This window comes from Streptomyces sp. NPDC047028, from assembly GCF_040644095.1.
Taxonomy (GTDB): Bacteria; Actinomycetota; Actinomycetes; order Streptomycetales; family Streptomycetaceae; genus Streptomyces.
This window is the reverse complement of the sequence record NZ_JBEYVS010000028.1, coordinates 65,762-90,416: the sequence shown is the minus strand read 5'-3', so window position 1 is coordinate 90,416 and position 24,655 is coordinate 65,762. Positions and strand designations below refer to the sequence as shown.

Genomic DNA, 24,655 nt, shown 5'->3' with positions numbered 1-24,655 from the left:
GACCGGCCAGGAGGGGGTGTTCAGCTCGCACCCCCGGTGCCGGGCCCGGGGTGGTCGCCGCCGCGGATCTGCTCGACGGCGTGGACCAGCAGCGGCTCCAGGACGGCGAGGCCGTCGCGGACCCCGCCGGTGGACCCGGGCAGGTTGACGATCAGCGTGCCGCCGGCCACCCCGGCCAAACCCCGGGAGAGCGCGGCGGTCGGTACCTTGTCGCGGCCGTACGCGCGGATCGCCTCCGCGATGCCCGGCACCTGGCAGTCCAGGACCGCGCGGGTGGCCTCAGGGGTCCGGTCGGTGGGCGAGATGCCCGTGCCGCCGGTGGTGACGACCACGTCGTAGCCCGCCGCCACGGCCGCGCGCAGGGCGGCCTCCACGGGGTCGCCGTCGGGCACGACCTGTGGACCGTCCACGGCGAAACCGAAACGCTTCAGGGCGTCGGCGATCAGCGGGCCGCCGCGGTCCTCGTAGACCCCGGCGGCGGCCCGGTTGGAGGCAGTGACCACCAGGGCGCGGCGGGCCGTGCCCCCGGCCGACGCGTCCTGTGTCATGCCCGGCTCCAGTCGCCCGACTTGCCGCCCGTCTTCTCCTCCACCCGTACGTCCGTGATGACCGCTCCCTTGTCGACCGCCTTGACCATGTCGATCACGGTGAGCGCGGCAACGCTCACCGCGGTGAGGGCCTCCATCTCGACGCCCGTACGGTCCGTCGTCTTCACGGTGGCCCGGATCTCCACGGCGTCGTCCGCGACCGACAGGTCCAGTTTCACACCGGACACCGACAACGGGTGGCACAGCGGGATCAGGTCCGGTGTCCGCTTGGCCCCCATGATGCCCGCGATGCGCGCGGTGGCCAGGGCGTCGCCCTTGGGCATCCCCTCACCGCGCAGCAGCTCGACCACGCGGGGCGAGACGAGGACCCGGCCGCTCGCGCGGGCGGTGCGCGCGGTGACGTCCTTGCCGGACACGTCGACCATGCGGGCCGCGCCCGCGTCGTCGATGTGCGTCAGTCGGTCCTGCGCAGGGGCTCCGGGGGTCTCCCCCCGGGAAGGCTCAGTCATGCTGTGTGGCGCTCCCGGTCCTGGCCCGTCGCGGTGCGGTGCACGGACCTGCTCTGTGCGCGACACGGTACCGCCAAGCCGGGCCGCTCAGCCGAGCAGGACCACCCCGACCTCGGCGCCGGGCTCCACCGACTCGGTGTCCTCGGGTACGACGATCAGCGCGTCGGCCTGCGCGAGGGCCGCGATCAGATGGGAGCCGGCACCGCCGACCGGGGTCACCGCACCGTCGGCGAAGCTGCCCCGCAGGAACTGTCTGCGGCCCTTCGGCGAGGTCAGGGCCTTGTCCCCGGCGAGCGTCGCCCGGGTCGTCGGCCGGTGCACGTCCGGCAGGCCCATCAGGGTGCGGATCGCGGGCCGGACGAACAGCTCGAAGGACACGTACGACGACACCGGGTTGCCGGGCAGCGCCAGCAGCGGGGTGTGCTCGGGGCCGACGGAGCCGAAGCCCTGCGGCTTTCCGGGCTGCATGGCGAGCTTGCGGAACTCCACGCCCGCGCCCGGCTCGTCCTCGTCCCCGACGTGGGACAGCGCCTCCTTGACGACGTCGTACGCCCCGACGCTCACGCCTCCGGTGGTCACCATCAGGTCGGCACGGACGAGCTGGTCCTCGATGGTGGACCGCAGGGTGTCGGCGTCGTCGGCGACGGCACCCACCCGGTAGGCGATGGCTCCCGCGTCCCGGGCGGCGGCGGTCAGGGCGAAGCTGTTGGAGTCGTAGATCTGCCCGGTGGCCAGCGACTCGCCGGGCTGGACGAGCTCGCTGCCGGTGGACATGACGACCACGCGCGGGCGCGGGCGCACCCGCACCGTGCCGCGGCCGATCGCGGCGAGCAGCGCGATCTGCGGCGGGCCGAGGACCGTCCCGGCCTCCAGCGCGAGAGCACCGGCCTTGACGTCGCTGCCCTTGGTCCGCACGTGCGCGCGTGCCTCCGCGGGGCGGTGCACCCGCACCTGTCCCTCGGCACCCTCGGGTGACAGGCTGCGCGCCCGCATCCCGCTGACCGGCCCCTCGCCGAGCCCGCCGTCGGTCCACTCGACGGGTACGACGGCCTCGGCACCCGGGGGCAGCGGGGCGCCGGTCATGATCCGGGCGGCCTGGCCGGGGCCGACCCGGACGAGGTCGGCGGCGCCCGCCGCGACGTCCCCGACGACCTCCAGAACGGCCGGGTACTCCTCGCTCGCGCCCGCGACGTCCGTGACCCGCACCGCGTAGCCGTCCATGGAGCTGTTGTCGAACGGCGGCAGGGAGAGCGGCACCGTGACGTCCTCGACCAGGACGCAGCCCTGGGCGTCGAGCAGCTGCAGCTCGATCGGGTCGAGGGGGCGGACGGTGCTGAGGATGTCCTCCAGGTGCTCGTCCACCGACCACAGGTGGTCCTGGCCGGCGGAACGGGTCGCGGTGCTGCTCAAGGTGCTACATCTCCTCGGCTACGTAACTGCGAAGCCAGGCACGGAAGTCCGGGCCCAGGTCTTCACGTTCGCACGCGAGTCTGACAATGGCACGCAGATAGTCGCCACGGTCCCCGGTGTCGTAGCGCCGGCCCTTGAAGACGACGCCGTGCACCGGGCCGCCCGCCTTCTCCTCCTGGGCGACCTGCTGGAGGGCGTCGGTGAGCTGGATCTCGCCGCCGCGGCCCGGCTCGGTCTTGCGCAGCACGTCGAAGATGCCCGCGTCCAGCACATAGCGGCCGATGACCGCGTAGTTCGACGGGGCGTCCGCCGCGTCCGGCTTCTCGACCAGGCCTGTCACCCTGACGACGTCGTTGTCGACCATGCCGTCCACGGCGGCACAGCCGTAGAGGTGGATCTGCTCGGGGGCGACCTCCATGAGCGCGATCACGCTGCCGCCGTGCTGCTCCTGCACGTCGATCATGCGCTGGAGCAGGGGGTCCCGGGGGTCGATCAGGTCGTCGCCCAGCAGGACGGCGAAGGGCTCCTGCCCGACGTGCGGGGCGGCGCACAGCACGGCGTGACCGAGCCCCCGGGGGTCGCCCTGGCGCACGTAGTGCATCGTGGCGAGATCGCTCGACTCCTGCACCTTGGCGAGCCGCGCGGCGTCGCCCTTCTTACCGAGCGCCGACTCCAGCTCGTAGTTGCGGTCGAAGTGGTCCTCCAGGGGGCGCTTGTTGCGCCCCGTGACCATGAGGACGTCGTCCAGTCCGGCCGCCACGGCCTCCTCGACCACGTACTGGATCGCCGGCTTGTCCACGACCGGCAGCATCTCCTTGGGAGTCGCCTTGGTCGCGGGCAGGAACCGGGTGCCGAGGCCTGCCGCGGGAATGACAGCCTTGCTGATCCTGGGGTGGGGGGACTGAGTCATGCCCGCAACCTTATCCGGTGTGTTTGTGGGGAATCTGTGGCTCTGATGAGAGAGCCCTCATCTGAGCATATTGAGAAGGGTAAGAGAACGGCCTGTGGAAAACGTCGGACGGACGGCCGAGCCTGACAAGCGGAGGTTGCGGCGCGAGTTCCTCGCGGTGAGGAACGGGTTGACGGCGGATGTCGTCACGGAGACGGGCCGCACGCTGGCGGAACGCGCGCGGGAGCTGCCCGAACTGGCGCGTGCGCGCACGGTGGCGGCGTACGTCTCCGTGGGGAGCGAACCCCCCACGCGCGCGCTGCTGGACGCGCTGCGCGCGCGGGACGTGCGGGTGCTGCTGCCCGCGCTGCTGCCGGACAACGACCTGGACTGGGGCGAGTACAGCGGTCCGGACTCCCTGGCCCGGGTCCAACATGGCGGGAAAATGGCGTTGTTCGAGCCGTCGGGCGAGCGTCTCGGCCCGGACGCCGTGATATCCGCGGACTGCGTGCTGCTGCCCGGTCTCGCGGTGGACGGGCGCGGGATGCGGCTGGGCCGCGGCGGAGGGTCGTACGACCGTGTCCTGGCCCGCCTGGACCGCGCGGGCGCGCATCCGGCCCTGGTGGTGCTGCTCTACGACACGGAGGTCGTCGACCGGGTGCCGGCCGAGGCGCACGACCGCCCCGTGCACGCCGTGGTGACGCCGTCGGGTGTGCGCCGCTTCCGCGCGTGACGCCCTGCATCCCGTAGGGCGGACGAACGGCCCCCCACGCGCGCGTGGAGGGCCGTGTGCCGGGCTGGGCCGGGCCTCAGGGCTTGAGGACCAGCGTGTCGCTCGTGCTGTCGTCGACCGCCTTCGTCGAGAACGACCAGGGCAGTAGTTCACCCTTGACCCATTTGTCGGTCTGGTCGGTGTAGTGGGCGCTGTACGCGTGCCCGGAGGCGCCGGTCAGGTTGATCCACTTCGACTTGTCGAGGTCGGCCATGTTGACGACCATCCGCATCGACGGCACCCATTCCACGCCGTAGCCGCCGGCCGCGTTCCAGCCGGTCGCGTCGACCGCGGCCTCGCCGCCGCCGAGCTTCCAGGGACCGCGGTTGAGGACGTACTGCAGGATTCCGGGGCCCTCGGTGCCGAGGGTCTGGTTCTTCAGGAACAGCCGGTGCAGCCGTCCCCAGCTCCAGGTGTCGATGTCCTTGCCGAGCTTGGCGGTCAGCTCCCAGCGGGCGTCGATCATGGCGCGGGCGAACAGCTGGTCGCGGTTGACGGCGCCGGGGCGGGCGTTGGCACGCGAGGCGGGGGTCTTCCACCAGTCGCTGTCCGGCTTGTCCAGCAGGTTGCGGACCACCTCGAACCAGCGGTCGCCGCCGTCGGGCTGGGCCTGGTCGGCGTCGCGCTCGCCGCACTCGCGCACCTTGGTGTCGTCGTCCAGCGGCCCGGTGCTGTCGATCTTGTCGACCCACAGGCACTGGCCCTTGACCCGCAGCTCCTTGGGCAGCTTGTTGCCGAAGGCGAGCTTGAGGATGTTGCGCCAGACGGCGTTGAAGTAGGCGGCGGCCGCGGAGTCGGAGGTCTGGGTGTAGTCCCAGCCCTCCAGGAGCTTCTGCGCCTGGCGGACGTCGGGGTCCTTCAGGTCGATCTTCAGCAGGTAGGGCGTCAGCATCCTGGCGATCTCACTGCTGTCGTCCAGTTGCATCTGCCGCATGTCGTCGGGGGAGATCCTGCCGCCGTCCTTGATCTTGGACTCGATCAGGTCGGTGATGCGCTGGCTGCGGGTGCCGTAGCCCCAGTCGGTGGTGAGGGTGTACGGGTACTTGTCCTTGTCGATCACGGCCTGGTTGGCGGTGACGATGTACCCCTGCTTCGGGTTGAACTCGTACGGCAGTTCGTCCTCGTTGATGAAGCCGGTCCAGCGGTACTTCTTGTCCCAGCCCGGCGCCGGGATGGAGCCGTCGTCCGACGCGGAGCGCGTGGGGATCTTGCCCGGCAGGGTGTAGCCGATGTTCTTCTTGTCCGCGTACACCAGGTTCTGCGAGGGCACGTCGAACAGGGCGGCGGCGGCTCGGAAGTCCTTCCAGTCCTTCGCCCGGTCCATCGCGAAGACGGCGTCCATGGTGGTGCCGGCGTCGAGGGCGGTCCAGCGCAGGGCGATGCCGTAGCCGTCACCGCGGTCGGGGGCGGCGGCCGCGACGCTCGCCTTCTTGCCGACCTCGACGAGTTCGTCGTCGCGGTCGGACAGCAGGGGCATCCCGTCGGCGGTCTGGCGTACGACGATCTTCTTGGCCTTGCCGCCGGCGACCTCGATGGTCTCCTCGCGGTTGGTGAACGGGCGCACCTTGCCGTCGTACAGGTAGCCGTCGCCGGTGAGCTTCTCCAGGTAGAGGTCGGTGACGTCGACCCCGGAGTTGGTCATGCCCCAGGCGATGTCGGCGTTGTGGCCGATGACCACGCCGGGCATGCCGGCGAAGGTGTAGCCGGTGACGTCGTACGGGCACGCGCCGGAGACCGTGCGGCAGTGCAGGCCCATCTGGTACCAGACGGAGGGCAGCGACGGGGACAGATGCGGGTCGTTGGCGAGCAGGGGCTTGCCGGTGATCGTGTACTTGCCGGCGACGACCCAGGAGTTCGAGCCGATACCGTGGCCGTTGACGCCGACGGCGGTCGGGACGTTGTCGAGGACCTTGTAGAGGCTGGTCAGCTGCGACGTGAGGGCCGAGCCGCCCGTGCCGGAGCCGGTCCCCGTGCCGTTCGTCGTGCCGTTCGCGCCGGTCGTGCCCGTCGCGACCTGGGAGCCGCTCTGCGAGCCGCCCTGCTGGAAGCTCTTGGTCAGCGTGTCGTACTGGCCCTCGCGCACGATCGGCTTGTTCCGGCTGTACGGGTACTCCGGGTACAGGTCGGCGATCTGCTGCGGGCCGAGACGGCTGGTCATGAGGGCGCGGTCGATCTCGTCCTGCATGTTGCCCCGCAGGTCCCAGGCCATGGCCTTGAGCCAGGAGACCGAGTCGACCGGCGTCCACTGGGCGGGTTTGTAGTCGTTGGTGAACCCGAGGGCCGCGTACTCCAGGGAGATGTCCTTGCCGCTCCTGCCGTGCAGGTAGGCGTTGACTCCCTTGGCGTACGCCTGGAGGTACTTCTTGGTGGAGGCCGACAGCTTGGTGTCGTACTCCTTCTTCGCCACCCGGTCCCAGCCGAGGGTCCGCAGGAACTCGTCGTTCTTGACCTGGCTCTTGCCGAACATCTCAGACAGGCGCCCGGAGGTCATGTGGCGGCGCACGTCCATCTCGTAGAACCTGTCCTGCGCCTGGACGTACCCCTGCGCCATGAACAGGTCCTGGGGCGAGGAGGCGTAGATCTGCGGGATGCCGTAGCCGTCCCGCTTCACGTCGACCGGGCCTGACAGGCCGTCGAGCGTGATGGTTCCCGTGGTCTGCGGGAAGGAGGCGCGGACGGTGCTGATCGACCAGTACGCCCCGTAGGCGATGCCGCCGATGATGGCCAGGACGAGCACCAGCACGACGAGTCGGGCTTTTCGCCCCTTCTTCCTGCCGGACTTGCCGGGCTTGTCACCCGTTGTGGCGGTGGTGTTGGGGGGCATCGCTGTCCTTGCTGTCCTAACGCGAGCGGCAGGCGGTACTGGAGTGCTGGAGCAACCATAGGCGCAGGGCTCCGTGCCACTTGACGCGGAGTCGGGAACAAGCACGCACGGACGTTCGATCTTGCCCGGGCCGAGCGTCAAGAAAGCGTCAAGAGTTAGGTAAGGTAACGAAGTAACGGGACCGCGCAAGCAAGTACCGGGACCGCGCAAGCACTGCCGTGAAAGTACTCAGGGGAGGAAGCGCCGCTGACTGTTCACCACCTCAACCAGCTTCTGCTCGTCGGCTCGATCGTCCTGCTCGTCGCCGTGGCGGCCGTACGGCTCTCGTCCCGCAGCGGGCTCCCCAGCCTGCTCGTCTACCTGGGCATCGGCATCCTCATGGGCCAGGACGGCGTGGGGGACATCCACTTCGACAACGCCGAACTGACCCAGGTCATGGGATACGCGGCCCTGGTCGTGATCCTCGCCGAGGGCGGTCTGGGCACCAAGTGGAAAGAGATCCGGCCGGTGCTGCCGTCCGCCTCCGTGCTCGCCACGGCGGGCGTCGCGGTGAGCGTCGGGGTCACGGCGGCGGGCGCGCATCTGCTGGTGGGGCTGGAGTGGCGGCAGGCCCTCATCATCGGGGCCGTGGTGTCCTCCACGGACGCGGCTGCGGTGTTCTCGGTGCTGCGCAAGATCCCCCTCCCCGCGCGCGTGACGGGCACGCTGGAGGCGGAGTCCGGCTTCAACGACGCCCCGGTGGTCATCCTCGTCGTCGCCTTCTCCACGGCGGGCCCGGTCGACCACTGGTACGTCCTGCTGGGCGAGATAGCCCTGGAGCTGGCCATCGGCGCCGCGATCGGCCTCGCGGTGGGCTGGTTCGGCTCCTGGGGACTGAAGCACGTGGCCCTGCCGGCCTCCGGTCTCTACCCGATCGCCGTCATGGCGATCGCCGTCACCGCCTACGCGGCCGGCTCCCTCGCGCACGGCAGCGGCTTCCTGGCCGTCTACCTGGCCTCGGTGATGCTCGGCAACGCCAAGCTCCCGCACTGGCCGGCCACGCGCGGCTTCGCCGAGGGGCTGGGCTGGATCGCCCAGATCGGCATGTTCGTCCTGCTCGGCCTGCTGGTCACCCCGCACGAACTGGGCGACGACGTCTGGCCCGCCCTGGTGACCGGGCTGGTGCTCACGATGGTGGCCCGCCCGCTGAGCGTGGTGTTCAGCCTCGCGCCGTTCCGGGTGCCGTGGGCGGAGCAGGCGCTGATGTCCTGGGCGGGACTGCGGGGCGCGGTGCCCATCATCCTGGCGACGATCCCGATGGTGAACGGCGTCGTGGGCAGCCACCGCATCTTCAACATCGTCTTCGTCCTCGTCGTCGTCTACACCCTGCTCCAGGGGCCGACCCTGCCCTGGCTGGCGCGGACCCTGCGGCTCGGCGAGAAGGGCGAGGCGGCCGACCTCGGCATCGAGTCGGCGCCCCTGGAGCGGCTCAGTGGGCACCTGCTGTCCATCTCCGTCCCCGAGGGCTCGCGGATGCACGGCGTCGAGGTGGCCGAGCTGCGGCTGCCCGCCGGCTCCGCGGTCACCCTCGTCGTCCGCGGAGGAGAATCGTTCGTTCCGTTGCCGTCGACCGTGCTGCGGCACGGGGACGAACTCCTCGTGGTCGCCACCGACCCGGTCCGCGACGCGGCGGAACGCCGGCTGCGCGCGGTCGCCCACGGCGGCAAGCTGGCGGGCTGGCTGGGCACGAACGGGACGCGCTAGCGGCAGCGGGGGTTCATTCCGGTTGAAATAGGCCCCAATTGCGCCCCCATGGGTCGCTATGGGTCGTTCAATCCCAGGCGTACGGCCCTGACGTGCTCGCTTTCACAGGCGCACAAGCCTTTGATCCCTGTAGGATAAAGGCACACTGATCGAACCAACTCCGCCTGACGCAGAGCTGGCGCGACCGTATGGCGGCCGGGACACCCTTATCGCAGAGGCTCCGGTATCTACCGCAGTTCCGCGCGAGAGGACAGCTTTCGGCGCCCCCACGACGGGCGCGCTACCAGGCCGAAGAAAGGCACGGGCCGTGGCGTCCACGGTCACCAGCGAGCAGGCGGCGAACTCGCCCGCTCCGCCCCGACCGGGATACGGCCGGCTGCTGCGCACCCGCGGCGCCTGGACGTTCCTGCTCCCCGGCTTCGCGGCACGCCAGCCGTTCGCGATGCTCACCATCTCCATCGTGCTGCTCGTCCAGCACACCACCGGCTCGTACGGCGCCGCCGGTGCCGCCGCGGCCGTCACCGGCGTGGCCATGGCCCTGTTCGCGCCGTACAGCGGCCGTCTCGCCGACCGCTACGGGCAGCGCGCCGTCCTGCTCCCCGGCGTCCTCGTGCACACCCTGTCCGGGCTGTCGCTGACGGCGCTCGCCCTCGCGCACGCCCCCCTGTGGGCGCTGTTCGTCGCGGCCGTCCCGACCGGCGCCTCGGTGCCCCAGATCAGCCCCATGGTGCGGGCCCGCTGGGGTGTGAAGCTGCGGAACTCGCCGCTGATGACGACCGCCGCCGCGTTCGAGTCCGTCACCGACGAGCTGACCTTCGTCTTCGGCCCGCTACTGGCCACCGCCCTGTGCACCTCCGTCACCCCGGCCGCCGGTCTGGTCACCGAGGCCGGGCTGACGCTCGTCGGCGGCCTGCTGTTCGCCGCCCAGAAGGGCACGCAGCCGTCGGTGACGCCCCCGGCCGGCCACGCGCGCGTGGAGCACGTCTCCGCACTGCGCGTACCGGGCGTGCGCGTGCTGGCCGTGACCTTCCTGGGCATCGGCTCGGTCTTCGGCGGCATGCAGGTCGCCCTGGCGGCGTTCACCGAGTCGATCGGCGAGCCCGGCCTGAACGGCGTCCTGTACGGCACCTTCGCCGCCGGCAACATGCTGTCCGGCATCGCCTGCGGAGCCATCGCCTGGAAGGTCGCCCCGCAGCGACGTCTGGTGATCGGCTACGTCGCGCTCGCGCTCACCGCGTCCGCCCTGTGGACGGCGCACTCCGCGCTGCTGCTGGCGGGGCTCGGCCTGCTGGTCGGCATGTGCATCGCCCCGGCGCTGATCACCGGCTACACCCTGGTCGAGAGCCTGGTCCCGGCCGGCGCCCGCACCGAGGCGTTCACCTGGCTGACCGGCGCCGTCGCGCTGGGCCAGGCCGCCGCCGTCACCGTCGCCGGCCAGCTGGAGGACCGGCTGTGGGGCGGCGCCGGGTTCCTGGTGCCGATGGGCGGCACGGTCCTGGCGCTGGCGACCCTGCTGGCGCTGCGCTCACGGCTCGCGCCCCGCGCGCGGAACCGTACCGTCGCACGTGGCGTCGGTCACCGCGTGCCGGTGACAGTGGACTGATCCCCGGGAATGCGTCACTATGGACCGTCGTTAGCACTCATTGAGTGAGAGTGCCAGGAGGAAGACAGTGCCGACCTACCAGTACCAGTGCACCGCGTGCGGCGAGGGCCTCGAGGCGGTGCAGAAGTTCACCGACGACGCCCTGACCGAGTGCCCCAGCTGCCAGGGACGCCTGAAGAAGGTGTTCTCCGCGGTCGGCATCGTCTTCAAGGGCTCCGGCTTCTACCGCAACGATTCCCGCGGCTCCTCGTCGAGCAGCAGCCCGGCGTCGAAGCCGTCCGCGTCGAGCTCGTCGTCCGACGCGAAGTCGTCGTCGGCCTCGTCGTCCTCCTCTTCGGCGTCTTCCTCGTCGACGTCCTCGTCGTCCTCCTCCTCGACGGGTTCCGCGAGCAGCTCGGCCGCCTGAGAGGCCGACTGAGACCTCTTCCGGGGACCCTGCCGCCGTACGACGGCAGGGTCTTCGGCGTTGTCCGGCACCGGCTCCGGCTCCCCCGCCGCCGGTCTTCCGCGTCCCCGCAGGGGCGTCTCGCGGGCTCGCACGCTCGTCTAATGTGCTTGTCATGGCGAACGCAGAGATCGGCGTAATCGGCGGCTCGGGTTTCTACTCGTTCCTCGACGACGTGACCGAGGTCCGGGTGGACACCCCCTACGGGCCGCCCAGCGACTCCCTCTTTTTCGGCGAGATCGCCGGCCGGCGGGTCGCCTTCTTGCCCCGGCACGGCCGCGGCCACCATCTGCCGCCGCATCGCATCAACTACCGCGCCAACCTGTGGGCGCTGCGCTCCGTCGGCGTCCGCCAGGTCCTCGGCCCGTGCGCCGTGGGCGGCCTGCGCGCCGAGTACGGGCCGGGCACGCTGCTGGTGCCGGACCAGATGGTCGACCGTACGAAGTCCCGCGAGCAGACCTACTTCGACGGACTGCCGCTGCCGGACGGCGGCCTGCCGAACGTGGTGCACGTGTCCATGGCCGACCCGTACTGCCCGAACGGCCGCGCCGCCGCGCTGAAGGCGGCCCGGGGCCGGGACTGGGAGGCGGTGGACGGCGGCACCCTGGTCGTCGTCGAGGGGCCGCGCTTCTCGACCCGCGCCGAATCGCTGTGGCACCAGGCGCAGGGCTGGTCGGTGGTGGGCATGACCGGCCACCCGGAAGCGGCCCTCGCCCGTGAGCTGCAGCTCTGCTACACCTCGCTGACCCTGGTGACCGACCTCGACGCGGGCGCCGAGACCGGCGAGGGCGTCTCCCACGAGGAGGTGCTGCGCGTCTTCGCCGCCAACGTGGACCGGCTGCGGGGTGTTCTCTTCGACGCGGTGGCGGCCCTGCCGGCGACGGCGGCGCGGGACTGCCTGTGCGTGGACTCGCTCGGCGGGATGGATCCGGGGTTCGAGCTGCCCTGAGGGTGTTGGGCGTTGCGAGGGCGGAACTCCACGTTCGAGTGAGCGAGTTGTCCACAACCCGTCGGTAGTCCACGGGCTCCGACGGACTTCGGCGCGAGGCGTCATCGTGGCAGGGCCAACCGAATCCCTCGTCGCAGGCGGTGACCCCCATGCCCGTCATGTCCTCGCCCTCCTCCCTCTCCTCCCTCTCCTCCCCGTCCTGGTCCTCCTCGGCCTTGCCGCACTCCCCCGCCGGGCCGCCTGGCCGCCTCCCGCGTCCCCTCGGCACGGACGCGCCCGCGACCCGTGAGGTCCCGGACTTCGCGCCCGTGCGGGTGCGCGGCGGGCGGTACCGGCTGCAGCGTCTCGTACGGCGGCGCGGGCGGGCCGTGGCCGCCGGTCTCGTCGTGACCGCGGCGGCGCTGGTGGCGGCCGGCCCGCGGACCTCCGCGGACCCGCACCCCGCCGAGCGGGCCCGTGGGCGTCCCGTGGCCCGGCCCGCCCAGCGGCCCGGCCCTCCGGGAGCGGCCGTCGCTTCCGTCGGCGCACGGATGGTGACGGCGCCGGTGCGGATCGCGGACGCGGCGACCGTCCGGCTGCTGCGCCCCGGCGACCGGGTGGATGTCATCGCTGCGGAGGATCCTGCGGCAGGAGGCCGGGCGCGGGTGATCGCGCGCGGGGTGCGGGTGGCGCAGGTCCCCGAGCCCCTGGCGGGCACGGAGGGGGACGGCGCGCTGGTCGTGCTGTCGGTGCCGCGCGGTGCGGCGGCGCGTCTGGTGGGCGCGACGGCACGGCTGGCGGTGACCCTGTGCTGACCCCGACCCCACGGCCCCGTCCGCTCGACGGCCCCCCGGCGGGACCCGCGATCAGCCTTCCGATCGGTCCCTCGGCCGGTCCCTCGATCGGCCCCACGATCGAGCTACAGGATTGGACACGACGGCCGCCCGGTGCCGTATGTTGCGGAGCGCTTTGTTCCACACCCTGTCGATACGAGGAGAGTCCCCGAGGTGAGCGCGAAGAAGGAGAAGACGGAAACGAGCGTCTTGCAGGGCTTCAAGGCCTTCCTGATGCGCGGCAACGTCGTCGATCTGGCGGTCGCGGTGGTCATCGGCGCCGCCTTCACGAACATCGTGAACTCGGTGGTGAAGGGACTCATCAACCCGCTGGTCGGCGCGGTCGGCACGCAGAACCTGGACAACTACAGCACGTGCCTCAGCAGTTCGTGCAAGGGGACGCACGGCATCCAGCTGATGTGGGGCTCCGTGCTCGGCGCGACGCTCACGTTCCTGGTGACCGCGTCGGTGGTCTACTTCCTGATGGTCCTGCCGATGGCGAAGTACCTGGCCCGGCAGGAGACCCGCCGCAAGGCCCGCGAGGGCGTTCCTGCGACGGAGGAGATCGTCGAGGTGACCGAGCTGGAGGTGCTCAAGGAGATCCGGGACGCGCTGGTCGCCCAGCGCGGTGGGCAGCACGACGCGATCATCAACCAGCGGGGCCCCCGGCACGACGCCCGCTGAGCGCTCTCCGGGCGGTCGCTCAGAGGTGGTGGGGCGGCTTCTCGTCGAGGAAGCGCTTCAGGTCGGCCGCGCTGTCGGCGTTCCCACGCTCGCCCCACCCGCGGTCGGTGTCGTCCGAGGACTGCTGGTTCAGCGGGTCGTCGAAGATCAGCGCGGCCTTCGGGTCGCGGGGCGCGGGCTCGGGGGCGGTACTCATGCCTCAAGGGTACGGCCCTCCCTCCGGCCCACCGGGGGTACGAGACGGGCGGCCAGGGGCCCAGGGCAGTCCATCCGTTTGTGCGCTTGTGAATCCGGCAACAGGATTTCGGCCCGGATTTCTGCTGTCCTGGGGGCATGACGTCGAGTTCCGCTGCCGCCTCCGCCTCACCGAGCGCACCCCAGCGCCAGGGGCCCCTGCGCCGACTGACCGCACGCGGGCGCGACGAACCGCACCGCGTCTCGTCCCCGCTGGAACTCTTCTTCGACCTGTGTTTCGTCGTGGCGATCGCCCAGGCGGGTGTGCAGCTGGTGCACGCCGTGGCCGAGGGCCACGCGGGGGCGGGGATCCTCAACTACGCGATGGTGTTCTTCTCCATCTGGTGGGCCTGGGTCAACTTCACCTGGTTCGCGTCGGCGTACGACAACGACGACGCGCTCTACCGGGTCGTCACCCTGGTGCAGATCGCCGGTGTCCTGGTGCTTGCGGCCGGTGTGTCCCGGGCCTTCGACCACCACGACTTCCTGCTGGTCTGGCTGGGCTACCTGATCATGCGCGTGGCGATGGCCGCGCAGTGGCTGAGGGCCGCGAGGTCGGCGGCCGGCGCGGAACGGACCGTGGCTCTCAGGTACGCGGCCGGGGTGCTGCTGTGCCAGGTCGGCTGGCTGGGCCTGGTGCTGCTGCCGGAGCCGGCCCGGCCCTGGGCGTTCCTGGTGATGGTGATCGTGGAGCTGGCGGTGCCGGTCTTCGCCGAGCGGGCCCAGGAGACCCCCTGGCACCCGCACCACATCGCCGAGCGGTACGGCCTGTTCACGATCATCGTGCTCGGGGAGAGCATCGCCGGGGCCACGGTCGCCGTGAAGTCCGCGGTGGACGACCACGACGCGCTGGGCGAGCTGCTGCCGATCGCGGCGGGCGGGCTGCTGATCGTGTTCGCCGCGTGGTGGATCTACTTCGTGGTGCCGATCCACGGACACCTGCGCTCCAACGGCCAGGCGTTCCTGTGGGGCTACGGCCACTACCTGATCTTCGCGTCGGCCGCGGCGATCGGGGCGGGGCTGGAGGTGGCGGTGGAGCAGGCGGTCGGCGCGGCGCACATCTCCACGCTGTCCGCCTCGGCCGCGGTGACGCTGCCGACGGCGCTGTACCTGCTGACCGTGTGGGTGCTGCACTCACGGCACTTCAAGGTGGGCATCGCCCAGCAGTTGGTGCTGCCGGGCACGGCGCTGCTGGTGATCTGCTGCACCTTCCTCGGCACCTGGGCGGTCCTCGCGGCGGGACTCGTGTCGGCCGCGGCGGTCGCCACCGGCACCACCCTGACGGCCCGCATGGCCTCCCGGAACCGGACCCTGCCCACCACACCGGCGGCCTGACCCGACGGGGTCCCCGGGCCCGGGCGACGCCGACAACCCGTGGAGCGGCGGGCCACGACGGCCTCGCCGTCATCCTCCGCCGCTGCGCCAGACTGGCCCCCATGACAGTGGACGCATTGACGGACGTGGCCGGGCTGCGCGTGGGGCACGCCGATCGCCGTGGGGACGGCTGGCTCACCGGCACGACCGTGGTCCTCGCCCCGGAGGGCGGCGCGGTGGCCGCGGTGGACGTGCGCGGCGGCGGCCCCGGCACCAAGGAGACCGACGCGCTCGACCCGCGCAACGTGGTGCGACGCGTGGACGCGGTGGTGCTGACCGGGGGCAGCGCATACGGACTCGACGCGGCGTCCGGGGTGATGGCCTGGCTGGAGGAGCGGCGGCGCGGGGTGCCGGTCGGCGTGGACCCGGCGCACGTCGTGCCGGTGGTGCCCGCCGCGTGCGTCTTCGACCTCGGCCGGGGCGGGGACTTCGGCGCCCGTCCGGATGCCGCGCTGGGGCGCGCGGCGGTGGAGGCGGCCGCGGCGAGCGAGCGCGGCGCGCCGGTGCGGGAGGGCTGTGTGGGCGCCGGCACGGGAGCCGTGGCGGGGCGGCTCAAGGGCGGGGTGGGCAGCGCGAGCACGCTGCTCGGCTCGGGGATCACCGTGGCCGCCCTGGTCGTGGCAAACGCCGCCGGATCGGTGCTGGACCCCGAAACGGGCACTCTGTACGGGGAGTTCTTCCAGGGGCGGGTGGAGTACCCGCGGGCGGCGGTGCACGAGGCCGCGCGGCGGCGGCTCGACGGGGCCGCCGCCCGGAACGCGCCGCCGCCGCTCAACACCACGCTCGCCGTGGTGGCGACCGACGCGGACCTGTCCAAGGCGCAGGCGCAGAAACTGGCGGGCACGGCGCACGACGGCATCGCCCGCGCCGTACGACCGGTGCACCTGCTGCACGACGGCGACACCGTGTTCGCCCTGGCGACCGGTGACCGCCCGCTCGACGGCCACCCCCTGGCCCTCAACGAGATCCTCGCGGCCGGCGCGGACCTGGTGACCCGCGCGATCGTCCGGGCGGTCCGGGCGGCCGAGCCGGTGGACGGACCCGGTGGAGTGTGGCCGTCGTACGGCGAGTTGTACGGCTCCAGACCGTGAATTGTCGCGGTTCTGTCACGTCAGGGCGCTGACGGTCACCGGCGGGAACCTCCCCCGGTGTCCCGGCCCTCTCTCCTGACGCCTGGACGGACCACGCACATCACAGCAACCTGGAGCAGCCCGTGACAACGCCGGACACCGCAGCACGGCGCACACTGGTGGCCTGTGCCGCCCTGATGGTCGGCGCCCTCACCCTGACCGCCTGTGGCGGCAACGCCAGCGCCAGCGACGACGGCAAGGCCACCGGCAGTCACAAGGAGAACACCCCGAAGACGTCGACGGCGAAGATCGTCATCTCGTCCGAGGACGGGGCGACCAACGCGTCCATCAACGCGACCGGTGTGAAGGTCAGCGGCGGCAAGCTGACCGATGTGAAGATGACGGTCGCCGGGTCGGGACAGGCCGTGGCGGGGGCGATATCGGCGGACGGCACCAGCTGGAAGCCGAAGGCCCAGCTGGAACGTGGCACGAAGTACCAGATCGCGGCGACCGCGAGGGACGCGCACGGGCTCACCGCCGCGGCCAACTCCATCTTCACCACCGTCACCCGGGCGAACAGCTTCATCGGCACGTTCACGCCGGACAACGGCACGACCGTCGGCGTGGGCATGCCGGTGCGGTTCGACTTCGACAAGGCGATCACCGACAAGAAGGCCGTGCAGTCGCACATCACGGTCGACTCCAGCAGCGGCCAGCAGGTGGTGGGCCACTGGTTCGGGAACAACCGGCTGGACTTCCGTCCCGAGCACTACTGGAAGGCCGGCTCCAAGGTCACGGTGAACATCGACCTGGAGGGCGTGCGGGGCGCGAAGGGCGTCACCGGCGTGCAGAAGAAGACGGTGTCCTTCACCGTCGGACGCTCGCAGGTGTCCACGGTCGACGTCAGCACCCAGACCATGACGGTGGTCCGGGACGGCAGGACGATCAAGACCGTGCCGGTCTCCACGGGCAGCCCCCAGCACACGACGTACAACGGGCAGATGGTGATCTCCGAGAAGTTCCAGCAGACCCGGATGGACAGCAGGACGGTCAACCTGGGCGGCGAGTACGACATCCCGGACGTGCCGCACGCGATGCGCCTGACGCGGTCGGGCACGTTCATCCACGGCAACTACTGGTACAGCCAGAGCAATCCGCCCTTCGGCCGTGAGGGCACCAGCCACGGCTGCGTCGGCATGGCGGACGTGAAGGGCGGCCAGGGCGCCACCAACGCCAAGTGGTTCTACGACAACTCGCTCATCGGGGACGTCGTCGTCGTGAAGAATTCCCACGACCGGACGGTGGACCCGGACAACGGCCTCAACGGCTGGAACATGTCCTGGAGCGCCTGGGTCGCCGGAAGTGCCACCTGACCGGCAGGGTTTGACGGCGGGGCCGGGTCGCGCGGGAACTTCTCGCGCGGCCCGCGCGTTTTCCGGGCAGACGTTTTCCCGGTTCCCGGGCACGATGTCCGACCGAGGGGCTACGGTATGCACCCACAAGGTGACATGCAGCGATGCCGGGAGAAACCTTGAGCGTTCCGTACGAGACGGCAGCGTACGAACCCGCCGAGTCGCCGGAGTCTCCGGAGGAGCACCTCGCGCGACTGCTCGGCCGGGCCCTGAACTCCTTCGAGCTGCCCGACGAGGTGCTGCGACGGTTGGACTGCGCGCTGGCGCACGACAGTTCGCTGCACTCCGCGCACCACAGCGCGGGCCTGCACCGGGAGACGTACCGGCACACCTGGCTGCTCGCCGACGGCTCGGCGGTCACTCTGTGGGAGCTGGTCCACAACACCGCCCCGGGCGGCGGCGCGCAGCACGAGGTGTACGTCGACGAGGAGGAGCTGCACACGGCCACGAGCCGGCTCGGGCTCCCCCCGCACACACCGGACTTCGAGCTGCCGGTGCTCACACAGCTGTCGGCGATCCCCGAGCCCCGGCACGTGTACGCGCCGGAGGACTCCGCGGACCACGTGCGCCGGCTGCTGCGCCGGGCGGAGAACACGGACCGGCCGGACCGCGAGACGGCGGCCCTGCTGGCCACCGCGGCGGGCCACCAGATCACCCAGGCGTTCGGCCGCCCGGCCCGCACCGGCCGGACGAACCTGAGCCTCGCCCTGTACGAGCACGCGTTCCTGCTCCCCGACGGCAGCGAGGTCTCCCTGTGGGAGGTCGAGCACACGGCCACGCCCGACGGCCGCCACATGTGCGAGGTCTACACGACAGAAACAGCAGCCCGCACAGCTATGGAACACCGAGCCACTCGCCAGTCCTGACCGAGGCAGAAACGGCCCGCGCCTCGCAGGGGCCGGGGCCGGGGGCCGTGCCCCGAAGGGGCGCGGGGCTGTGTCGATATGCGGCTCCGCCGCGCGGGCGCGACCAGCCACGACGGACCCGCGCCGAAGAGACGACCGCACACCCCCGAACTCGGCGGCCGCCATACTCACCCGTGCCCGAGCCGCCGAACCAATCCAGCGAACGCGTCCTGTTCGGCCGGAGTCAGTTCGACCACCTCTCTCGGCGGCCCCGCCTGCCGCTGGTGCGGCAGGCCCATGAGCGCACCGGCGCGATACCCCGCCGCGGACTCGACGCCGGGACGGCAGAGCTGGCGAACCAGGCGGGTCAGCCCGATCAGCCAGGCCAGGGACGCGACGGCGAGAAAGACCACGCCGGCCAGCTGGAGAGTCGAGACATGCTCAGGCATAGCCCCCAGTACACACCACGGCCCCGGACTTTGGTCCCGGACCGTGACGTATCTCGCAGGTGCCGTGAACAACTCACAGCGCGCCAAAGGGACAAGGGACGGGCCGCCCGGGTCAGGCCGCGACCGGCGGGGGCGCCTCCCTCGCCGCCGCCCCGGAGTCCACGGCCACGTCGCCGTCCGCTGCCCTCGGCGCCCCGCGCCTGCCCTTGAGGACGACCACCAGTCCCGCCGTGACACACGTGCCGACGGCGATGGCGAGCAGGTGGAGGAACGGGTTGCCGATCAGCGGCACCACGAAGACACCGCCGTGCGGGGCGCGCAGCGTCGCGCCGAAGGCCATCGGCAGGGCGCCGGAAAACAGGTTCGGAAACGAACCGGGCGCGATCGGACTTCCCCTCCCGCGCCCCCGCACGGAAGTGATCCGGCCCGCGGACAGCACGAAGCCCGGCACCGCCGCTAGGTGCCGGGCCTCGGGCTGCGAATCCCCGCTCAGGACACCAGTTCCCGCTCCCGCTCCTCCGCCCCGGCGGAGGCGGGCTCCTCGGCCGCACCGCCCTCCACGTGCTGCGCCGGGCGCTTCGGCAGCGCGGACATCAGCAGGAAGATGACGCCCATGATCGCGGCCACCCACCACAGGGCGTGCTGGAAGGCGTGCACGAAGGCCGCTCCGACCTGGTCGCGGGTGAGCCGTTCGCCGACGCTCCCGAAGAACACCACCGACACCAGGCCGAGGCCGAGCGCATTGCCCATCTGCTGCACGGTGTTGATCAGCCCGGACGCGGACCCGGCGTGCTCGCGCGGCACCTCGGAGAGCACCGCGTCGGTCAGCGGGGCGACGATCAGGCCCATCCCGGCGCCCATCACGACCAGCGGCAGCGCCATCTGCCAGGAGGCGATGGACTGGCCGTACCGGTGCGCCTCCCAGATGTAGATGAGGACGCCCGCCGCCATCACCAGCGCGCCCGCCTGGAGCACCTTCCGGCCGAACCTCGGCACCAGCTTCTGCACGCTCATCCCGGCCGCCGTGGACACCGCGATCGAGAACGGCACCCCGGTCAGCCCGGCGCGCAGCGGGGACCAGCCGAGGCCGATCTGCATGTACAGCGTCCAGACCAGGAAGAAGACGCCGAGCGCGACACCGAAAACGGTCTGTACGGCGATACCCGCGGCGAAGCTCTTGACCCGGAACAGGGACAGTTCGATCAGCGGGGAGCCGTCCCGGCCGGCCTTGCGCCGCTCGTACGCCACCAGCGCCGCGAACACCACGACCGCGCCGCCCATCGAGAGGTATCCCCACAGCGGCCAGCCCAGCTCGCGGCCGCGGGTGAGCGGGTAGAGCAGCATCAGCAGGCCCAGCGTCACCAGGGCCACGCCGACCAGGTCCAGCTTGAGGGCCTTGGGGGCCTTCGACTCGGTGATGAAGCGGCGGCCGAGGAAGAAGGCGACGACGCCGACCGGCAGGTTGATCAGGAAGATCGGCCGCCATTCGAGGCCGAACAGGTTCCACTCGGTCAGCAGCGCGCCGAGCAGAGGCCCGGAGACCGCGCCGAGCCCGATGATCGCGCCGAACAGGCCGAACACCTTGCCGCGCTCGTGCGGCGGGAAGGTGGCGTGCACGATCGACAGCACCTGCGGCACCATCAGCGCGGCCATGGCGCCCTGGAGGATGCGGGAGGCGACCAGCATCTCCGGGTTCGCGGCGAAGCCGCACAGCGCGGAGGCGACGGTGAAGCCGCCTATGCCGACCAGGAACAGCCGCCGGCGGCCGTGGATGTCGCCCAGCCGCCCGCCGGTGATCAGACCGGCGGCGAAGGCCAGTGCGTATCCGGCGGTGATCCACTGGATCTGGCTGAAGCTCGCGCCCGCGTCCTTCTGGATCGAGGGGATCGCGATGTTGACGATCGTCACGTCGACGAGGTCCATGAAGGCCGCCGTCATGACGATGGCCAGCGCGAACCACCGCCTCCGGTCGGCCGCGGTTTCGGCAGGCGCGGCGGATCCGGGAAGCGCCGCGCGCTCGGGAAGCGAGGTGTTGTGGCTGTCGTTCGGGGTCATGAGAACAAGCTAGAACCCCAGTAGGTCAGATCATGTCCTACTTATGGGGCATGCTCGATGGCATGACGACGGACACTCCGGCACGGCTGCTCCAGCTCCTCTCCCTCCTCCAGACCCCGCGAGAGTGGCCCGGCGGCGAACTGGCCGACCGGCTCGGGGTGTCCCGCCGTACCGTGCGGCGGGACGTCGACCGGCTGCGCGAGCTGGGCTATCCCGTGCAGGCCACGATGGGCGCCGACGGCGGGTACCGGCTGGTCGCGGGCAAGGCGATGCCACCGCTCGTGCTGGACGACGAGGAGGCCGTGGCCATCGCCGTCGGCCTGCGCGCCGGCGCCGGACACGCCCTGGAGGGCGTCGACGAGGCGTCGGTACGGGCGCTCGCCAAGCTGGAGCAGGTGCTGCCGGCCCGGCTGCGCCACCGGGTCTCCACGCTCCAGGCCGCGACCACCCCGTTGACCAGCGGCGACGGGGCGACCATCGCACCCGAGACGCTGACCGTCATGGCGTCCACGGTGGCCGGCCGGGAACGGCTGCGGTTCGCCTACCGGGCGAAGGACGGCAGCGAGTCGCGCCGGCTGACGGAGCCGTACCGGCTGGTCTCGACGGGTCGCCGCTGGTACCTCGTCGCCTACGACCTCGACCGCGAGGACTGGCGCACGTTCCGCGTGGATCGGGTGAGTGAGCCGTTCGCGACCGGGGCCCGGTTCACCCCCCGGGAGCTGCCGACGGGCAGCGCGGCGGAGTTCCTCCGGCAGTCCATCCACCGCCGGCAGGAGACGTACGCGTTCGAGGTGCGGTTCGCGGCGCCGGTGGAGTCTGTTGCGGCACGGGTACCGGCCTGGCTCGGGACACCGGAGGCGGACGGCGCCGACGGCTGCGTGCTGCACGGGACGTCGGGCGACCCCGTGGAGTGGCTGGCGGTGCGGCTGGCGATGACGGGGTACGAGTTCACGGTCCGGTCGCCGGATGAACTCGTCGAGTGCGTAAGCGCGTTGGGGGCGCGGCTGAGCCGGGCGGCGGGGTGAAACCGGGCCTGGTGGAGACGCGGTGCCGATGTGGCAGAATCTGGCATCCGGCGGTGCCACCCCGGCGTTCAGGTACGGGGTGGCCCGCCGTATTCGACACTCGGCGCGCAGGAGCCTCCGTCGCCCGCCCGCCGCCGCCTGCCACGGCCCGCGCCGCCCCGCCGTCGCGCCCCCCACGAAGAACAGCCGGGCTCCGGCGCCCGGGGGGGGTAGGCGCCGAAGCCCGGCTCTGGAAGGTCCCGACGCCGGGGGGGATGTGCGTCGGGACGTGGCTCTCAGGTGGTGGCCGGCCGTGCGGTACTGCGTGGGGGTGTGGAACCGGACGTGCGGGCTGGGGTCAGGCTGGTGAACCGTGGGGGGAGTGCGGTCCTGGGAGTGCTGTGAGGGCCCAACTCCGGGGCCCTGGAGGGTTTTTCCCGCGAACCCCGGCCTTGAAGCGGCGGTACCGCGCCATGTTTGCGCCGTCTTTCGCCACCCGGCGTACGCCGGTACGGCACACTCCGCTTGTGCCGCTACGGCGAACAACTCCCCGAGTCACGCGGCCGCGTGGGCGAGGACCGCGCCCGATCACGTGGTCGAGGACCGAGTCCGATCGCCTGGGCGAGGACCGCGCCCGGCCGCGTAGGCCAAGACCGCGCCCCGTCGTGTCGGCGAGGACCGTACTCGGCCGCCCCCAACGGTCACCTGGCACCGGACCAGTCGGCGAACCGCCTACGCCGCCGCGTCGAACCCGGTGTCGCGGGCCAGCTTCTTCAGCTCCAGCAAGGCGTGCTTCTCGATCTGGCGGATGCGCTCGCGCGTGAGGCCGTGCTCCTTGCCGACCTCGGTCAGCGTGCGCTCCCGGCCGTCGTCGATGCCGTACCGCATCTTGATGATGGAGGCCGTGCGCTGGTCGAGGCGGCCGATCAGGTCGTCCAGTTCCTCGCTGCGCAGCAGCGTGAGCACCGACTGCTCGGGAGACACCGCCGAGGTGTCCTCCAGCAGGTCGCCGAACTGCGTGTCACCGTCGTCGTCCACGGACATGTTCAGCGAGACCGGATCACGGGCCCAGTCCAGCACGTCGATGACGCGCTCCGGGTTCGAGCCCAGCTCGGCGGCGATCTCCGCCGGCTCCGGCTCCCGGCCGTGCTCCCGGTTGAACTCCCGCTGGACACGGCGGATACGGCCCAGCTCCTCCACCAGGTGGACGGGGAGCCGGATCGTGCGCGACTGGTCGGCGATGGAGCGGGTGATGGCCTGCCGGATCCACCAGGTGGCGTACGTCGAGAACTTGAAGCCCTTGCGGTAGTCGAACTTCTCGACGGCACGGACCAGACCCGCGTTGCCCTCCTGGATCAGGTCGAGCAGGGGCAGGCCACTGCGCGGGTAACGCCGGGCCACCGCCACGACCAGGCGGAGGTTGGAGCGGATGAAGACGTCCTTGGCCCGCTCGCCCTCGGCGACCAGCGCCTCCAGCTCCTCGCGGGAGGCTTCCGCCCTGGTCTCCTCGTCCCCTTCGAGAACCTGCCGCGCGAACACGCCCGCCTCGATGGTCTGGGACAGCTCGACCTCCTTGGCGGCGTCCAGCAGCGGCGTACGCGCGATCTCGTCGAGGTACATGCCGACCAGGTCGCGGTCGGCGATCTCGCCGGCGTGGGCGCGAACACTGCCTGCCGAGCCGCCTGTCTCGCCGGTGGCGGACTGACGACGGGCGACGGCACGGGTTGCCATGCGTGCTCCCTTGCGATGGTGGACTGGCGGGTGATCCTGACGAACGCTCGGCACTTCGGGGGCGGTCTCCGGTCTGTCTGCCGGAACTCTGGCCGAGTGCCCTGCATCCGATGGAAACAACGACTGGAATCCGGACAGAATTCCCAACCCGCCCCTCGATTTTTCTGATCTTGCAGTACCCTGTCGCCCCACGACGATTGCGCTCGGCCACCGGACCGTACGGAAGCGCAGGTCAGGCGAGGATTCGCGCCCGTCCCGCCGCCCCCGTGGATCTCCGTGGGCACCGCCGGAAAGAGACGCCCATCACGCCACTGTGCTGCTCGGCTCTCCCACACCGGTAGACGGCCCACTCCCCCGGAAGGTTGCCGCGACAGCGGACCGCGCCCTTCCCCGCCCCCCCCTGGCCGGCCCCTCAGCCGAACTGCACCGACCGCTTCGCCAGTCCCATCCAGAACCCGTCGATCACGGACCTCTGGTCGGCGAGTTCGCCGGCGGCCTCGGCCGCGCCCATGGTCACGAACAGCGGGGCGAAGTGCTCGGTGCGCGGGTGGGCGTAGCGGCCGGCCGGGGCCTTGTCCATGAAGTCCAGCAGGGTGTCCCAGTCGCGGTCCTCCAAGGCGCGCCGCCCCCAGTCGTCGAACTCGGCGGACCAGCTCGGCACGCCGCCGCCGGTGTGGCGCAGGGCGGCCAGGTTGTGGGTGAAGAACCCGGAGCCGACGATCAGCACGCCCTCGTCGCGCAGCGGGGCGAGCCTGCGGCCGATGTCCATCAGGCGGGCGGGATCGAGCGTGGGCATGGAGATCTGCAGGACGGGGATGTCGGCAGCCGGGAACATCTCGACGAGCGGGACGTAGGCGCCGTGATCGAGGCCCCGGTCGGCGATGTCCTGGACGGGGGTGCCGGGGGCGCGCAGCAGCTTGCGGACGGAGTCGGCCAGCTCCGGCGCGCCGGGGGCGCCGTAGCGGACCCGGTAGTAGTGCTCGGGGAAGCCCCAGAAGTCGTACACGAGGGGCACGGTCTCGGTGGCGCCGAGGGCGAGCGGGGCCTCCTCCCAGTGGGCGGAGACCATGAGGATCGCCCGGGGGCGGGGCAGGCCGGCGGCCCAGGCGGCGAGCTGGCCGGGCCAGACGGGGTCGTCGGCGAGCGGCGGGGCGCCGTGGCTGAGGTACAGGGCGGGCATGCGCTCCGGGGTGACGGGGCGGTGCTCCTCGGCGGCGAAGGACGACATGGCGGCGGCTCCCCAGGAAAAGTCCTTTAACTCTCAAACTTTTCTCTCCACCGTACGCCTCACCC

General features: G+C 71.6%; 22 protein-coding genes and 1 pseudogene. 12 read left to right on the top strand and 11 right to left on the bottom strand.

The window, feature by feature from the left end:
• Positions 1–20: 20 nt before the first annotated feature.
• From ABZ854_RS24345 to galU, 4 genes are all read right to left on the bottom strand, one after another.
• A complete protein-coding gene (locus ABZ854_RS24345; RefSeq protein ID WP_361214348.1) occupies positions 21–548 on the bottom strand; it encodes a MogA/MoaB family molybdenum cofactor biosynthesis protein in 528 nt (175 codons plus the stop codon).
• Positions 545–1,057, bottom strand: a complete 513-nt coding sequence (gene moaC, locus ABZ854_RS24340; protein ID WP_129308591.1) for a cyclic pyranopterin monophosphate synthase MoaC — start codon at positions 1,055–1,057, stop codon at positions 545–547. Before moaC ends, ABZ854_RS24345 begins: the two co-directional genes overlap by 4 nt.
• Before the next feature lie 87 nt (positions 1,058–1,144).
• Complete coding sequence (gene glp / locus ABZ854_RS24335) at positions 1,145–2,467, bottom strand: gephyrin-like molybdotransferase Glp (RefSeq protein WP_361214346.1); 1,323 nt, start codon at positions 2,465–2,467, stop codon at positions 1,145–1,147.
• 4 nt (positions 2,468–2,471) lie between these two features.
• On the bottom strand, positions 2,472–3,377 hold the full coding sequence (gene galU / locus ABZ854_RS24330) for a UTP--glucose-1-phosphate uridylyltransferase GalU (protein ID WP_361214344.1): 906 nt from the start codon (positions 3,375–3,377) through the stop codon (positions 2,472–2,474).
• Between the two features lie 94 nt (positions 3,378–3,471).
• On the opposite strand from galU, the gene ABZ854_RS24325 reads away from it, so the two are divergent.
• Entirely contained in the window at positions 3,472–4,089 is a 618-nt protein-coding gene (locus tag ABZ854_RS24325; RefSeq protein ID WP_361214342.1) for a 5-formyltetrahydrofolate cyclo-ligase, read from the top strand.
• A gap of 76 nt (positions 4,090–4,165) precedes the next feature.
• Here ABZ854_RS24325 and ABZ854_RS24320 read toward each other — a convergent pair whose 3' ends face one another.
• Positions 4,166–6,952 (bottom strand): penicillin acylase family protein, encoded by a 2,787-nt coding sequence (locus ABZ854_RS24320; RefSeq protein ID WP_361214341.1) that lies wholly within the window; start codon positions 6,950–6,952, stop codon positions 4,166–4,168.
• A 246-nt stretch (positions 6,953–7,198) separates the two neighbouring features.
• On the opposite strand from ABZ854_RS24320, the gene ABZ854_RS24315 reads away from it, so the two are divergent.
• The 6 genes from ABZ854_RS24315 to mscL all read left to right on the top strand — a co-directional run bounded on the left by ABZ854_RS24315 (position 7,199) and on the right by mscL (position 13,188).
• Complete coding sequence (locus tag ABZ854_RS24315; protein ID WP_361214403.1) at positions 7,199–8,695, top strand: potassium/proton antiporter; 1,497 nt, start codon at positions 7,199–7,201, stop codon at positions 8,693–8,695.
• A 307-nt stretch (positions 8,696–9,002) separates the two neighbouring features.
• Entirely contained in the window at positions 9,003–10,298 is a 1,296-nt protein-coding gene (locus ABZ854_RS24310) for an MFS transporter (protein ID WP_361214339.1), read from the top strand.
• Between the two features lie 67 nt (positions 10,299–10,365).
• Positions 10,366–10,704: an FmdB family zinc ribbon protein gene (locus ABZ854_RS24305; protein ID WP_361214337.1), complete on the top strand. Its 339-nt coding sequence runs from the start codon at positions 10,366–10,368 to the stop codon at positions 10,702–10,704.
• Between the two features lie 154 nt (positions 10,705–10,858).
• On the top strand, positions 10,859–11,692 hold the full coding sequence (locus ABZ854_RS24300; RefSeq protein WP_361214336.1) for an S-methyl-5'-thioadenosine phosphorylase: 834 nt from the start codon (positions 10,859–10,861) through the stop codon (positions 11,690–11,692).
• A gap of 158 nt (positions 11,693–11,850) precedes the next feature.
• Entirely contained in the window at positions 11,851–12,486 is a 636-nt protein-coding gene (locus ABZ854_RS24295; RefSeq protein ID WP_361214401.1) for a hypothetical protein, read from the top strand.
• Between the two features lie 192 nt (positions 12,487–12,678).
• On the top strand, positions 12,679–13,188 hold the full coding sequence (mscL, locus tag ABZ854_RS24290) for a large conductance mechanosensitive channel protein MscL (RefSeq protein ID WP_361214334.1): 510 nt from the start codon (positions 12,679–12,681) through the stop codon (positions 13,186–13,188).
• A gap of 19 nt (positions 13,189–13,207) precedes the next feature.
• Here the strand turns inward: mscL and ABZ854_RS24285 are convergent, their stop codons facing one another.
• On the bottom strand, positions 13,208–13,384 hold the full coding sequence (locus ABZ854_RS24285; protein WP_361214332.1) for a hypothetical protein: 177 nt from the start codon (positions 13,382–13,384) through the stop codon (positions 13,208–13,210).
• Positions 13,385–13,521: 137 nt separating this feature from the next.
• Here ABZ854_RS24285 and ABZ854_RS24280 point away from each other — a divergent pair, with 137 nt between their 5' ends.
• The 4 genes from ABZ854_RS24280 to ABZ854_RS24265 all read left to right on the top strand — a co-directional run bounded on the left by ABZ854_RS24280 (position 13,522) and on the right by ABZ854_RS24265 (position 18,144).
• Positions 13,522–14,757, top strand: coding sequence for a low temperature requirement protein A (locus ABZ854_RS24280; RefSeq protein ID WP_361214330.1), 1,236 nt, complete (start codon positions 13,522–13,524; stop codon positions 14,755–14,757).
• A 101-nt stretch (positions 14,758–14,858) separates the two neighbouring features.
• The gene (locus ABZ854_RS24275; RefSeq protein WP_361214328.1) at positions 14,859–15,887 is read left to right on the top strand and encodes a P1 family peptidase; all 1,029 of its coding nucleotides are present in this window, start codon (positions 14,859–14,861) and stop codon (positions 15,885–15,887) included.
• A 122-nt stretch (positions 15,888–16,009) separates the two neighbouring features.
• The gene (locus tag ABZ854_RS24270) at positions 16,010–17,239 is read left to right on the top strand and encodes an Ig-like domain-containing protein (protein ID WP_361214326.1); all 1,230 of its coding nucleotides are present in this window, start codon (positions 16,010–16,012) and stop codon (positions 17,237–17,239) included.
• Between the two features lie 158 nt (positions 17,240–17,397).
• Complete coding sequence (locus ABZ854_RS24265) at positions 17,398–18,144, top strand: DUF6227 family protein (protein ID WP_361214324.1); 747 nt, start codon at positions 17,398–17,400, stop codon at positions 18,142–18,144.
• Positions 18,145–18,311: 167 nt separating this feature from the next.
• Here the strand turns inward: ABZ854_RS24265 and ABZ854_RS24260 are convergent, their stop codons facing one another.
• The 3 genes and pseudogenes from ABZ854_RS24260 to ABZ854_RS24250 all read right to left on the bottom strand — a co-directional run bounded on the left by ABZ854_RS24260 (position 18,312) and on the right by ABZ854_RS24250 (position 20,510).
• Entirely contained in the window at positions 18,312–18,572 is a 261-nt protein-coding gene (locus ABZ854_RS24260) for a hypothetical protein (protein ID WP_129308578.1), read from the bottom strand.
• 112 nt (positions 18,573–18,684) lie between these two features.
• Positions 18,685–18,927, bottom strand: a pseudogene (locus ABZ854_RS24255) (PTS lactose transporter subunit IIC); the annotation flags it as partial.
• A gap of 134 nt (positions 18,928–19,061) precedes the next feature.
• Entirely contained in the window at positions 19,062–20,510 is a 1,449-nt protein-coding gene (locus tag ABZ854_RS24250) for an MFS transporter (protein WP_361214400.1), read from the bottom strand.
• 179 nt (positions 20,511–20,689) lie between these two features.
• Here ABZ854_RS24250 and ABZ854_RS24245 point away from each other — a divergent pair, with 179 nt between their 5' ends.
• Entirely contained in the window at positions 20,690–21,652 is a 963-nt protein-coding gene (locus ABZ854_RS24245; protein ID WP_361214322.1) for a WYL domain-containing protein, read from the top strand.
• A 711-nt stretch (positions 21,653–22,363) separates the two neighbouring features.
• Here ABZ854_RS24245 and ABZ854_RS24240 read toward each other — a convergent pair.
• A complete protein-coding gene (locus ABZ854_RS24240) occupies positions 22,364–23,362 on the bottom strand; it encodes a sigma-70 family RNA polymerase sigma factor (RefSeq protein WP_361214320.1) in 999 nt (332 codons plus the stop codon).
• 412 nt (positions 23,363–23,774) lie between these two features.
• The gene (locus ABZ854_RS24235; RefSeq protein ID WP_361214398.1) at positions 23,775–24,542 is read right to left on the bottom strand and encodes a class III extradiol ring-cleavage dioxygenase; all 768 of its coding nucleotides are present in this window, start codon (positions 24,540–24,542) and stop codon (positions 23,775–23,777) included.
• Positions 24,543–24,655: the final 113 nt, after the last annotated feature.

What these genes read in the sequence shown, in the direction of transcription:
- ABZ854_RS24260 (WP_129308578.1), bottom strand. Translation starts at nt 18,572, where the DNA reads ATGCCTGAGCATGTCTCGACTCTCCAGCTGGCCGGCGTGGTCTTTCTC.
- ABZ854_RS24275 (WP_361214328.1), top strand. Translation starts at nt 14,859, where the DNA reads ATGACAGTGGACGCATTGACGGACGTGGCCGGGCTGCGCGTGGGGCAC.
- galU (WP_361214344.1), bottom strand. Translation starts at nt 3,377, where the DNA reads ATGACTCAGTCCCCCCACCCCAGGATCAGCAAGGCTGTCATTCCCGCG.
- ABZ854_RS24245 (WP_361214322.1), top strand. Translation starts at nt 20,690, where the DNA reads ATGACGACGGACACTCCGGCACGGCTGCTCCAGCTCCTCTCCCTCCTC.
- ABZ854_RS24250 (WP_361214400.1), bottom strand. Translation starts at nt 20,510, where the DNA reads ATGACGGCGGCCTTCATGGACCTCGTCGACGTGACGATCGTCAACATC.
- ABZ854_RS24300 (WP_361214336.1), top strand. Translation starts at nt 10,859, where the DNA reads ATGGCGAACGCAGAGATCGGCGTAATCGGCGGCTCGGGTTTCTACTCG.
- ABZ854_RS24345 (WP_361214348.1), bottom strand. Translation starts at nt 548, where the DNA reads ATGACACAGGACGCGTCGGCCGGGGGCACGGCCCGCCGCGCCCTGGTG.
- ABZ854_RS24320 (WP_361214341.1), bottom strand. Translation starts at nt 6,952, where the DNA reads ATGCCCCCCAACACCACCGCCACAACGGGTGACAAGCCCGGCAAGTCC.
- ABZ854_RS24235 (WP_361214398.1), bottom strand. Translation starts at nt 24,542, where the DNA reads ATGCCCGCCCTGTACCTCAGCCACGGCGCCCCGCCGCTCGCCGACGAC.
- ABZ854_RS24285 (WP_361214332.1), bottom strand. Translation starts at nt 13,384, where the DNA reads ATGAGTACCGCCCCCGAGCCCGCGCCCCGCGACCCGAAGGCCGCGCTG.
- ABZ854_RS24295 (WP_361214401.1), top strand. Translation starts at nt 11,851, where the DNA reads ATGTCCTCGCCCTCCTCCCTCTCCTCCCTCTCCTCCCCGTCCTGGTCC.
- ABZ854_RS24240 (WP_361214320.1), bottom strand. Translation starts at nt 23,362, where the DNA reads ATGGCAACCCGTGCCGTCGCCCGTCGTCAGTCCGCCACCGGCGAGACA.
- moaC (WP_129308591.1), bottom strand. Translation starts at nt 1,057, where the DNA reads ATGACTGAGCCTTCCCGGGGGGAGACCCCCGGAGCCCCTGCGCAGGAC.
- ABZ854_RS24280 (WP_361214330.1), top strand. Translation starts at nt 13,522, where the DNA reads ATGACGTCGAGTTCCGCTGCCGCCTCCGCCTCACCGAGCGCACCCCAG.